A 10,294-nucleotide genomic window follows, 5' to 3' on the forward strand; every position below is an offset into this window, starting at 1 on the left:
CCTCTTCCTCTTGTCGGGTCCACCAACATACCAGCGGCGGGCGCAGCCGCAAAGCCGCACCCGCCGCTTACTGCTTAACTACCCTTCTTCTTCGCTTGCTGCGCGAAATACTCCTCGATCTTCTTGTCCACTTCCTTCTGCACCTGGTCGGTACTGAAGCTGGGCGGATTCTGGCTGGGCGGCCATTCGATGAAGGTCTGCAGGAACTCGCCAGCCTTGGCGGACCCGATGAACGCCAGATACGCGTTCTTGGTCAGCCAGTCGTTGTACTGATCGGACACGACGTCGGCGCGTTCATAGGGGTCCATGCGCAGGTTGAACACCTTGGGCACGCGCAGGCAGACGAACGGTTCCTTCCATACGGCGAACCCGCCCGGCGCTTTTTGTTCGCAAAACACGACCTTCCAGTTCTCGTACCGCATGGCGACCAGCAGGCCGTCATCGTTGAAGTAATAGAAGTCTTCGCGCGCGCTCTTGTCGCTCTTGCCGGTCAGGTAGGGCAACTGGTTATAGCCGTCCAGATGCACCTTGAAGTCCCGGTTCGCACCGGTGGGCCGCCAGCCCTTCAGGAGCTGATCCTTCACGCCCTCTTCGCCCGCAGCGGCCAAGAGCGTCGGGAACCAGTCCAGCCCCGAGACGATGTCGTTCTTGACGGTGCCCGGCTCAATGTGGCCCGGCCACCGGATCATCGCCGGCACCCGGAAGGCGCCTTCCCAGTTGGTGTCTTTTTCGCTGCGGAATGGCGTGGAGGCTGCGTCCGGCCAACTGAACTGATTGGGCCCGTTGTCCGTCGTGTAGATCACGATGGTGTCCTTGGCGATGCCCAGGTCGTCCAGCTTCTTCAACAGTTTGCCGACATCCTGGTCATGCTCCCACATGCCGTCGGCGTAGTCGTTGCCGGGCATGCCGCTCTTGCCCTGATGCTCGGGCCGGATGTGCGTGAACAAGTGCATGCGCGTGGTGTTCATCCACACGAAGAACGGTTTTTCCGCCTTGCCGTGCTTGTCCAGGTAGTCGAGCGCCGCGCCCACGGTTTCATCATCGATGGTTTCCATGCGCTTGGTCGTCAACGCCCCGGTGTCCTCGATCTTGCCATCGGCCGACGCCTTGATCACGCCGCGCGGCATATAGGCTTTGACAACGGGGTCCTTTGCATTTTTCGGAAAGTACGGGCGCTCGGGCTCTTCTTCGGCGTTCAGGTGATAGAGGTTGCCGAAGAACTCGTCGAAACCATGCTTGGTCGGCAGGTATTCGTCGCGGTCTCCCAGGTGGTTCTTGCCGAATTGCGCCGTGTTATAGCCTTGTCCCTTCAAGGCTTGCGCAATGGTGATGTCGCGGTCTTGCAAGCCCACCGGCGCCCCGGGAACGCCGACTTTCGACAAGCCAGTGCGCCGCGCGGATTGGCCCGTGATGAAAGTGGACCTTCCCGCCGTGCAACTGTTCTCGGCGTAGTAGTCGGTGAAAATCGCGCCCTCGTTGGCAATCCGGTCGATATTAGGCGTCCTGTAGCCCACGACCCCTTTTGTATAGGCACTGATGTTGGCCTGCCCCACGTCATCCCCGAAGATGACGAGGATGTTCGGCTTTTTGCCGGACGTTTGCCCCTGAGGGCTGGCCTGGGCATTCTGGGCCTGCGCGTAAGCGCCACCCATCACCGCAAGCCCGCTCGCGGCCACCAGCGCCGCTCCCAACCATCGTCTTGCTTTCATGCTGCTCTCCTCGCCCAACAGGGCCATGTACTCCCGAATCACACTTGCTCAAGGCTTTTCGAACGCGTATATCCGTTTCCACTCCGTCTTCATGTCAACCACCGTCCAGCCGCTGCGCTGCGCTTCGTCAAGCGCGCGGTCCAAACGCCCGATACTGGAATCCCGGTCATAGGCCCATTCGCGCTGCGCATCGGTGTGATGAACGATGCCGGCAAAGCGCTTGCCCGCCCCGGCAGCCGTCCACTGCAACATCTGAAGGTCGCCGTCTGAATTGCCGAAGGCCAACAGCGGCCGGCGGCCGATGTAGCGCTGGATGGCCACCGGTTTGCCGGGACCGTCATCGTTGAACTCGAGCTTGCCCTGGCGCCAGAGCACCGGCTTGTCGCCACGCATTTCAAACGTCGTGGTGAACCCGCTGCCTATGACCTGCTCGGGCGGCACGCCGTAGGCGGCCTGCGCCCAAGGACGCATGAACTCGGTTTCGCCGCCCGACACGATGTAGGTCTTGAAGCCGTTCGCGCGCAGGTAATCCAGCAGTTCGCGCATTGGCACGAACGTCATCGAGGTATAAGGCTGATTGAATCGCGGGTGCCGCGCCGTCGCGGTCCACTGCGTCACGCTTTGCGTGAAATCGTCCACCGTCATGCCGGTGTGCGTCGCGCCCACGATCTTCAGCAGGCCCTGCTGGCCGGTTTTGGCCAAAGCGGCCTTGTCGCCTTCGATCGCCGCTTTGAACGGCGCACGTTTGGCCCATTCGGGATGCGCCGGCGCCATCTCCTTGACCCGGTCCAGCGCGAACAACGCCTCGAAATACATGGGCTGCTCGGACCACAGCGTGCCATCGTTGTCGAATACCGCGATGCGTTCCTCGGCCTCGACGAAGTCCGGGCCGCCTGGCTGTGTCACCGCGCGCACGAAATCCACGATGGCGGTGCGCGAGGGCCCGTCGTTCCACGACGGCAGCTCTGCTTGCGCAGGCGGAGCCTTCTGCGGAGAGGCGCAGGCCGTCAAGAGCAAGGCGATGAAAGCCGGCGCCAACCACGCCGTCCAACCATGCCGTCGTTCAGTCGTTTGCGTCATCATTGCCTTCCTTGCGCATCTTGCGCTGTTGCAGTTCGCCCGGCGTGGACCGGGTTCAAATCGTCCGGCAGGGCATGCGCGGGCGTCGGCGCGCGCCGTCGTCGCCACGCCTGTCTCCACTGAGCCGATGACCGGGAAAGCATGTCCCGCCATGCCAAAGCGGACTGCGGCGCACCATAGGCGTCGCGCAGCACCGCCGCCGCCGTCTGCCGCGAATCCTGGCCTAGTGGCGCCACGGCCGCACGCAAGTCCTGCGCGCCCGAGGCCACGCGCAACCAGCGATAGAAGGCGCCAAGCGTTGCGGTTTGCCGGCGCGCTTCCTGCCGCCATGCGCGCCAATGCCAGGGTTCGCTTGCTCGCCGCGCCACGGCCGCTTGCACCGCGCGGGCGCGCAGCGCCACGGCAAGACGCCGCCACAAAGGCCAGGTCAGCCACAGCGCGACAGTGACAACCAGCAAGGCCCCGCCCCACGCCAGCCAGGCCGTCGGGATGACCCATCGCAGTCCATGACGCAATCGGGCCAGGTCTTCAGCCAGCGAGAACGGCGGAGCGACGGCAGGCGCTGGCGCCACGGTGAATTCCCGCCCGGGCAATTCCGATTTGGCGGGTTCGTTGGTCGCGCCATCGCGCCATCTCACGGTCAGCGGCGGCAGGCGATAGGTGCCCGCCGCTTGCGCGACGTAATCGGCGCTGTCGGTCCGCTGGCCCCCGACAAAACCGCCGCGCCCATCGTCCAGGGCGGTCACTTCCGGTTCGCGCGGGTAGCGTTTGAATCCAGGCAGGTCCGGCAGCGCCACGGCGGGAAGCAGCATCGCCTGCACGCCTTCGGCGCGCTGCGTGACAGAACGTGTAATCCGCCCGCCCACGACCAAAGGGTCGGGCGCCATCGAGAAGGCCTGGGCGACTTCCATTTTTCCAGCCGCCACCGCTTGCCCGGCGGCCGCCGTCTGCGCCAGCACGGCAAACGAAACGGGTTGGCTCGTTCCCGATGCCACCGGCCCCCCAGGACCGACCTTGGCCGTCACTCGCAACGCCGGCACCTGCATGGCGCCAGCGGCCGTGGGACTCAGGACATAGGTGTAGCGCACGCCGCTATAGGAAACCCCGTCTACGGTATCGCGCACTAATTCGCCTTCGCCCTGTGGCGGCGTCACCAGCACGCCCGGGATATCTAGCGCGGGCAACACCGGCGGTTGCGTGAACCAGGTGGGGGTCAGCACCTCAAGTTCCAATCGCACTGTCGCGCCCACCCGCACTTCCGCGGGCGCCTGCAAGGTCGCGGTGACGCGCAGGGCCGGCGCGTCTTGCGCGACGGCAACACCGAGCTGGCTGAGCAAGCCGAAGAGGCCAAGCAGGCAAGACAGGCCAAACCAGCCCAATGGGCTCCGCGTCAGGAACGGAAGCGCTCGATGCAACCCCATCATGGGCGCTCTCTCGACGCCGCGTCTTCGACGGCGAACCTGCCGCGCAGGAAACGCGTCGGCGATAACGTCAGGTTGCGCAACCACGCCTCTTCGGATGCAGCCTGCGCGACCGGAGCGGCGACCATCTTGCCGCCCTTTGCCGTCTTGTCGGCGATGGTCTGATCCGGCGGCTCGGCCTGATCGCCCTGCTGTTCCTGGCTCATCGCCGCCAGCAGCCGCTCGACGATGCCGCGGTTCACGGCGGCGGCTTCCCAGCCCGGCGACAGGGCCAGGGCGCGGTCGTAGGCGGCCAATGCGGCGTCGTATTGCCGCAGGCGCGTCTGGGTATTGGCCACATAGAAGACGCCCTCGGGGGTCTCGACCTTGGAAAACGCGGCTAGGGCGTCGGCGTATTTGCCCGCCTGGTAGGCCGCCCGCCCCTTCCAGTACGGATCCTGGAACCGCGCGGCGGCTTCTTCAAATCGGCCATTGTCGAACGCCCGGCGCCCCTGCTGGTCCGGCGTCAGAAACGCATCGGCCAGCGGATTGGCGCGCGATTCCGTCGGCATGCCTACCGATACGGCGATCAGGATCGCAGCCATCCAAGCCACATTCCAACCCCGCCGCACCGTCAACCATGCCAGCAATGCCAAGGGCCAGCAGAGCCAATAGCCCGCATCCTTCCAGCGTATGGCGCCAGACTGCGCATCCTGCACGGCCTGGAAGTGCTGCTGAGCGTGCAGCGTGATCCACTCCAGGTCGTCGGGCGTGGCGGAAAGGCTGCCCAGCGGCGCGCCGGCTGCCCGCGCCAGGCCTTGCAGCGCATTCTTATCCAAGCCGGATTGCCCCACCGCCATTACCAGCACCTGCAGGTCAGGCGCCGCTTGCGCGCGCTGACGTACCGCGTCCAGGCTGCCGGCATCGGCGCCGTCGGTCAGCAGCAGCAATGTGCCGCCGGCGCGCTCTGCCGCCAACACCTGCGCGGCCAAGGCGATGGTGCCTGCCGCGTCGCGTCCTTGCGGGCCGATCAGATCGGACGCCAACGCCTGGATGAACAGGTCCAGCAAATTGGCGTCGTCGGTGGGCGGCAGCACTAGATGGCTGCTGCCCGCGTAGGCGATCAGGCCCGTCTTGGCGCCGGCGCGACGCGCCGCCAGGTCGCGCACCAGGTGCTTCGCCGCTTCCAGACGCGTGGGCGGAACATCGGCGCCGTCCATGGACGGTCCCAAGGCGACAGCCACGATCAGGGGCGCCACATTGTCCAGAAATTCGGGCTGGTCGCGATGCCACGCCGGGCCTGCGGCGGCGACGGACCCGATGGCCAGTATCAGCGCCAACGCGTCAATCGGGCGCGGCCCGCGGCTGCCGGGAGAACGCACGATCAGATAGGGCAACAGCACGGGCGAAATCCGGCTGGCGCGGCCCACGGCATCCCCTTCGCCGCGCCGCGCCCACCAGGCCAGTGCCGCGGCAAGCAGGCCCAGCAGCCACCAGGGACGCAGGAAGTGGAAGGTGCTTAGGTCGAGGTCCATGCATCCCCCTCTTCCGTCCGCGCTATCCCTCGGTCCGGCGCACGCCGGGATCGCCACGCCGACATGGCGGCCACGCCGTGCCAGGCGGCCAGCAGGCACAGAGCCAGCCCAAGCGGCAGCCAGAAATAATCCCGCTTGGGTTGGTGCCGCAACGTCTTGACCTCCTGCGGCGTGATGCGGTCCAGCGTGTCATACACCGATTGCAGGCTGGCCAGGTCTTCGGCCTTGAAGAACTGGCCATTCGTTGCGCGGGCAATTCCTTCCAGCACGCCGAAGTCAACCCGGTCTTCGCCGCTTGCCGCCGGATCGCCAATGCCGATGGTATGCACGATGATGTGGTGCTGGGCGGCCAGCGAAGCGGCGCGCGCTGGCGGCACGGCGCTTCCGGTGTCGTTGCCATCGGTCAGCAGAATCAATACCTTGTCCCGCTCTTTCGCGGCATCCAGCATCCGTATGCCCAGGCCGATGGCGTCGCCAATGGCCGTGTTGGGGCCCGCCATGCCCACGGCCGTGCGCTCCAGCAACAAGCTCAGCGCGACGTGGTCGCCCGTCAGCGGTGCCTGCGGATACGCGCTGGTGCCAAACACGATCAGCCCCAGCCTGTCGTCCGCCCGCTTGGCGATAAAGTCCGCCACGACGGCCTTGACGGCCTTCCACCTTGACTCGGGCCGCCCGTCGGCGTTCCGGAAATCAGCGGTATCCATCGACTGGGAAATGTCCACGGCCAGCAAGACATCGCGAACCGCTTCGGTGTGTGTCAGCGGCGGTTCGACCCATTGCGGCCGCGCCAGCGCCAGCACCATCAACAGCCAGACCACCACGTTCAGCCAGAGCTGGCCGGGGCTGGCCCGCACACCGGGCCGCGATGGTGACTGCCCCGTGACCGCGGCGACGGAATCGAAGAACGGCACGCGCAGCGCGTTGCGCTGCTGCACATAAGCGGGCAGCCAGCGATACGCGGCCAGCGCCAGCGGCGCGGCGGCAAGCAACCAGGGATATTCAAGCCGCCACATGGTGCTTCACCATCCAGTCGCGGCTTGCGCGGATCAATTGCGTCAGGGTGGCGTTATCCAGTTCACGCACTGCCTCGTCCGGCGCGTACGCCAGCAATCGCATCAACGCTGGAGCCTCTTTCGGGAATCCCTGCGGTACGTCGCGTTCCAGGTAGGCCAGCCACGACTGGCCGCTCAGTGATGCCACGCCGGCGCGCCCGCCGGACGCCTGGGCCGCCAGCGCCGTTCGCTTCAGCAGCGCCGGCAGGCCGCGCGCCGCCAACGGATCGCGTTCGGCCTCCCGCGCCAGCTGCTGTAACGCCTTCAACGCCTGCCGACGGTAGAGATTCCGTCGGCGGCGGCGCCAAATGGTCACTGCGGCCCATGCGCCGCCAACCCCCAACACAACGGCCAGCACGGCCCAGCCCCAAGTCTGGGGCCAGTACGAGACCGCTGCCGGCAACGGTAGCTCGCGCAACGCGTCCAATCCTGGCAGCGCGTCGCTCATCCCAACGCCCGTTGTCGCGTGGGCGCAGCCAACGCCGTCGCCGGTTTGCCGAGTTCGCGGCGCAGCTGGGCCAGTTCGTCTTCCGCCGTATCGATGGACAGCAACGGTACGCGGCTGCGCCGCAGCAGTTCCGCGACTTGACGCAGGCGCTCGCTGAAAAAATGCGCAAGCGGTTCGCGTTCTCGCTGCCTGCCCACCGCAACTTCCAGCTGCAGTTCGCCTTGCGTGACGACCAGCCTGCCGTTGCGGGGCAATTGTTGCGCCATCGGATCGAACACCAGCATGGCCAGCACATCGTTGTGGGCGGCCAGAAGACGCAGCGTGCGCAACGTTTCCTCGTCCGCGCCGGCGAAATCGCTGATGACGCAGACCAGGCAATCGTGCGGCGCGTTCAACAAGGTGTCGCGCAATGCGCGGTTCAGCCCCTGCGCGGCGGGCGCATCCGGCTGCGCCGCGGACAAGTTGGCATTCGCGCGAGCGACTTCAGCCAGCAAGGCGCGGACCCGGTCGCGGCTGCGCAACGGCTTGAACGCCTTCACCCCGGCGTCGTCGAATACCAGGCCACCGACACGGTCCCCTCCTCGATACGCGATCCAGGCTGCAATCGCCGCAAGCCGCGCCGCCACCGCGCACTTGAATGCGCGCACCGATCCGAAGTACATGCTCATGCGTTGATCGACCACGATCATGGCCGGGCGGTCCCGTTCCTCGGTGTACGAACGCACGAACGGTTTGCCGTAGCGCAGGGACGCGCGCAGATCCAGACGGCGCAGGTCATCGCCCGCCACGTAGCGGCGAAGTTCGGCAAAATCCAGCCCCCGCCCCCGCAAACGCGACCCGTGCGGCCCGGCAAGCACGCTACTGAGCGGCTGATTCGCCAGGAACGACAAGCCGCTGGCGGCCGCCTCCAGCGCGATCAGCTCGGACAGCGGTGGATGAACGGGGTGCGGCATGCGGTTCATGGCGATCTCTATGCCGGCACGGCGACAACGTCCAAGACCCGGTCGATGACCTGATCGGCCGTAATCCCGTCCGCAACCGCGTCGTACGAAAGGTGCAAGCGATGGCGCAGCACTGCGTGGGCCACCGCGCGCACGTCGTCCGGCGCGCTGAAGTCGGCATTTTCCAGCCAGGCATGCACGCGGGCCGCGCGGTCCAGGGCGATGGCGCCACGCGGGCTGGCGCCGACCTGGATCCATCGGCCCAGATCCGCGTCGTAGTCGGCGGCGCGGCGCGTGGCGTTCACGAGGTCTACCGTATAGCGATCCACCGCGGGCGCCACATGCACGGCCGCCGCTTCGGCGCGGCAGGCGAACAAGGTCTCCTGCGACATCTGGGCGACGTCGCGGCGGTCGTTCGTGGCAACGTCCGCTGGCGTGCCCCTCAGCAGGGCCAGCATCGCCATTTCGTCCTCGGCGCCGGGGTAGTCCAGCTTGATCTTCATCAGGAAGCGATCCATCTGCGCCTCGGGCAAGGGATACGTGCCTTCTTGTTCGATCGGGTTCTGCGTGGCCAGCACCATGAACAGCGCAGGCATCTTCCGCGTGTTGCCACCGACGGTGATCTGCCTTTCCTCCATGGCTTCCAGCAGCGCGGATTGCACCTTGGCCGGCGCGCGGTTGATTTCGTCGGCCAGGATCAGGTTGCCGAACAGTGGCCCGGCCTGGAACGCGATGCGGTTGTGTCCTTCGGCATCCTGCTGCAGCACATCGGCGCCTGTGATGTCCGACGGCAGCAGATCCGGCGTGAACTGGATGCGGCTCATATCCGCCGCAAGGTGCGCGGCCAAGGCCTTGACCATGCGCGTCTTGGCCAACCCGGGCAGGCTCTCAAGCAGCACATGGCCATCGGCCACCAACGCGATCAGCATGTGGCGTATAACCGGGGCCTGCCCCAAGACCTGCTCGGAAATCGCCGCTTCCAACGCCAGAATTCCATCGCGCTGCGCCATGCTTATCCCTTTCGTCTGATGCAAAACGGGTAGATTTCGCCGGGGCTCCTGGCGAGCGATCAACGGCTGGCGACGCGTCCCGGGCGGCTTTGCGCCTGCTTCCATTGATCAGGCGTCATCACCGTGCGAAAACCCAGGTGCGACATCCCGTTCAACGGGTCAGTGCCCCGGCGCGCGCTGGCCCGATAACTGATGCAGTACGTATCGCTGCACAGGAACGAGCCGCCGCGCGTGACGCGCTTGGGCGCGGAAGCCGGCACGTTTCCGTCGTCGGGATCGAAGCTGTCAGCCGGGCCGGCGGGATCTTGCGGCGGCTGACGATACTGAGCCTGAATGCGAAATGCATCGGCGCGATACCAGTCGGCCGTCCATTGCCAGACGTTCCCCGCCATGTCATACAGGCCGTAGGCATTGGGAGGGAACGAACCCACTGGCGTCGTGCCAACTTGAATCTTCTCGTCCTTGACGACCGGGAACGGCTGCTGTTGCTGCGTATCCCAGATGTTGGCCATGGGTTTTCCATCAGGACTAAGCTCGTTGCCCCAAGCGTAGGTCGCCTGCTCCAGGCCACCGCGCGCGGCAAATTCCCATTCCGCTTCCGTGGGCAGGCGCTTGCCCGCCCATTTGGCATACGCCTGCGCATCCTCATACGACACTTGCACGACCGGATGGTCGTCCTTGCCGTCGATGCTGCTGTCCGGGCCTTGCGGTTTACGCCAACTTGCGCCGGGCACGAACCGCCACCAGCGGGTGTAGTCGCGCAACGACACTTCGGACTCGGATCCCACAAAAACCATGGCGCCCGGCACAAGCAGGCTGTCGTCCGGACGCGGCGTGCCCGGCGGCAACTGAACCTTCAGGTCTTCCCACTTGGGCTTTTGCTCGGCCGTCGTCACATAGCCCGTCGCCTCGACAAAACGGCGGAACTCGGCGTTCGTGACATCGTGGGTGTCCATCCAGAAGCCGCTTACCCGAACGCTATGCGGGGGCAGTTCGTTCGGCTGCGAGAGTTTGTGGTTGTTGCCCATGAGGAATTCCGCAGGCGGAATCCAGGCCATGCCGGCGGGCCCCTGCTTGCCGTCGCCTAGCGTGGCCACCACGGCCGCGGGTTTGGGCGTC

At 66.0% G+C, this 10,294-nt stretch carries 9 protein-coding genes; all 9 read right to left on the reverse strand.

What is annotated here, in order from left to right:
• Window positions 1-74 precede the first annotated feature (74 nt).
• The gene (locus ACE039_RS19180; RefSeq protein WP_485823081.1) at window positions 75-1,709 is read right to left on the reverse strand and encodes an arylsulfatase; all 1,635 of its coding nucleotides are present in this window, start codon (window positions 1,707-1,709) and stop codon (window positions 75-77) included.
• A gap of 48 nt (window positions 1,710-1,757) precedes the next feature.
• Window positions 1,758-2,792 carry an HAD family hydrolase gene (locus tag ACE039_RS19185; protein WP_448712322.1) on the reverse strand — a complete coding sequence of 345 codons (1,035 nt, stop codon included), beginning with the start codon at window positions 2,790-2,792 and terminating at the stop codon, window positions 1,758-1,760.
• Complete coding sequence (locus tag ACE039_RS19190) at window positions 2,789-4,213, reverse strand: BatD family protein (protein WP_485823082.1); 1,425 nt, start codon at window positions 4,211-4,213, stop codon at window positions 2,789-2,791. Before ACE039_RS19190 ends, ACE039_RS19185 begins: the two co-directional genes overlap by 4 nt.
• Window positions 4,210-5,724: a VWA domain-containing protein gene (locus ACE039_RS19195; RefSeq protein WP_485823083.1), complete on the reverse strand. Its 1,515-nt coding sequence runs from the start codon at window positions 5,722-5,724 to the stop codon at window positions 4,210-4,212. Before ACE039_RS19195 ends, ACE039_RS19190 begins: the two co-directional genes overlap by 4 nt.
• On the reverse strand, window positions 5,709-6,737 hold the full coding sequence (locus ACE039_RS19200; RefSeq protein WP_448712325.1) for a VWA domain-containing protein: 1,029 nt from the start codon (window positions 6,735-6,737) through the stop codon (window positions 5,709-5,711). The genes ACE039_RS19195 and ACE039_RS19200 overlap by 16 nt, the downstream gene beginning before the upstream one ends.
• Window positions 6,724-7,224 (reverse strand): DUF4381 domain-containing protein, encoded by a 501-nt coding sequence (locus tag ACE039_RS19205; protein ID WP_485823084.1) that lies wholly within the window; start codon window positions 7,222-7,224, stop codon window positions 6,724-6,726. The genes ACE039_RS19200 and ACE039_RS19205 overlap by 14 nt, the downstream gene beginning before the upstream one ends.
• Entirely contained in the window at window positions 7,221-8,186 is a 966-nt protein-coding gene (locus ACE039_RS19210) for a DUF58 domain-containing protein (RefSeq protein ID WP_485823085.1), read from the reverse strand. The genes ACE039_RS19205 and ACE039_RS19210 overlap by 4 nt, the downstream gene beginning before the upstream one ends.
• Window positions 8,187-8,194: 8 nt before the next feature.
• Window positions 8,195-9,175, reverse strand: a complete 981-nt coding sequence (locus ACE039_RS19215) for an AAA family ATPase (RefSeq protein ID WP_485823086.1) — start codon at window positions 9,173-9,175, stop codon at window positions 8,195-8,197.
• A gap of 59 nt (window positions 9,176-9,234) precedes the next feature.
• A partial coding sequence (locus ACE039_RS19220) for a formylglycine-generating enzyme family protein (RefSeq protein WP_485823087.1) occupies window positions 9,235-10,294 on the reverse strand: 1,060 nt, incomplete at its 5' end.

The sequence above is a fragment of the Achromobacter maghribensis genome (assembly GCF_057334215.1).

Excerpts from the sequence above, each read along its gene's own strand:
- ACE039_RS19180 (WP_485823081.1), bottom strand. The coding sequence starts at position 1,709 with ATGAAAGCAAGACGATGGTTGGGAGCGGCGCTGGTGGCCGCGAGCGGG.
- ACE039_RS19185 (WP_448712322.1), bottom strand. The coding sequence starts at position 2,792 with ATGATGACGCAAACGACTGAACGACGGCATGGTTGGACGGCGTGGTTG.
- ACE039_RS19190 (WP_485823082.1), bottom strand. The coding sequence starts at position 4,213 with ATGATGGGGTTGCATCGAGCGCTTCCGTTCCTGACGCGGAGCCCATTG.
- ACE039_RS19195 (WP_485823083.1), bottom strand. The coding sequence starts at position 5,724 with ATGGACCTCGACCTAAGCACCTTCCACTTCCTGCGTCCCTGGTGGCTG.
- ACE039_RS19200 (WP_448712325.1), bottom strand. The coding sequence starts at position 6,737 with ATGTGGCGGCTTGAATATCCCTGGTTGCTTGCCGCCGCGCCGCTGGCG.
- ACE039_RS19205 (WP_485823084.1), bottom strand. The coding sequence starts at position 7,224 with ATGAGCGACGCGCTGCCAGGATTGGACGCGTTGCGCGAGCTACCGTTG.
- ACE039_RS19210 (WP_485823085.1), bottom strand. The coding sequence starts at position 8,186 with ATGAACCGCATGCCGCACCCCGTTCATCCACCGCTGTCCGAGCTGATC.
- ACE039_RS19215 (WP_485823086.1), bottom strand. The coding sequence starts at position 9,175 with ATGGCGCAGCGCGATGGAATTCTGGCGTTGGAAGCGGCGATTTCCGAG.